Annotated in this window: 1 pseudogene; it reads right to left on the bottom strand. The window is 67.0% G+C overall.

From position 1 onward, the window contains the following. Positions 1-261 (bottom strand): annotated as a pseudogene (locus EOB49_RS35475) (ABC transporter ATP-binding protein); the annotation flags it as partial.

Raw genomic sequence — 261 nt, 5'->3', positions numbered from 1 at the left:
GCGAGCCGCCGCATCGCGGCGGCGGTCGGCTTTTGACGCCTTGTCGGCCTCGCGCTTGCCGCGGCGGTCGCCGGAGACGCCGGTGACCAGCGTCTTGTAGTCCTCGAGATCGCCGTCATAGGGGTTGACCGCGCCGTCCTTGACCAGCCACAGGCGGTCGGCGGTTGCCTCCAGCAGATGGCGATCATGCGAGATCAGGATCACGGCGCCGGGAAACTCGTTCAGCGCATGGATCAGCGATTCGCGGCTATCGATGTCGAG

The organism is Mesorhizobium sp. M7A.F.Ca.MR.148.00.0.0, assembly GCF_003997735.1.
In the GTDB taxonomy this organism is placed as follows: Bacteria; Pseudomonadota; Alphaproteobacteria; order Rhizobiales; family Rhizobiaceae; genus Mesorhizobium.
Note: the sequence above shows the minus strand (reverse complement) of the source record. Positions and strands in the feature narration are given on the sequence as shown.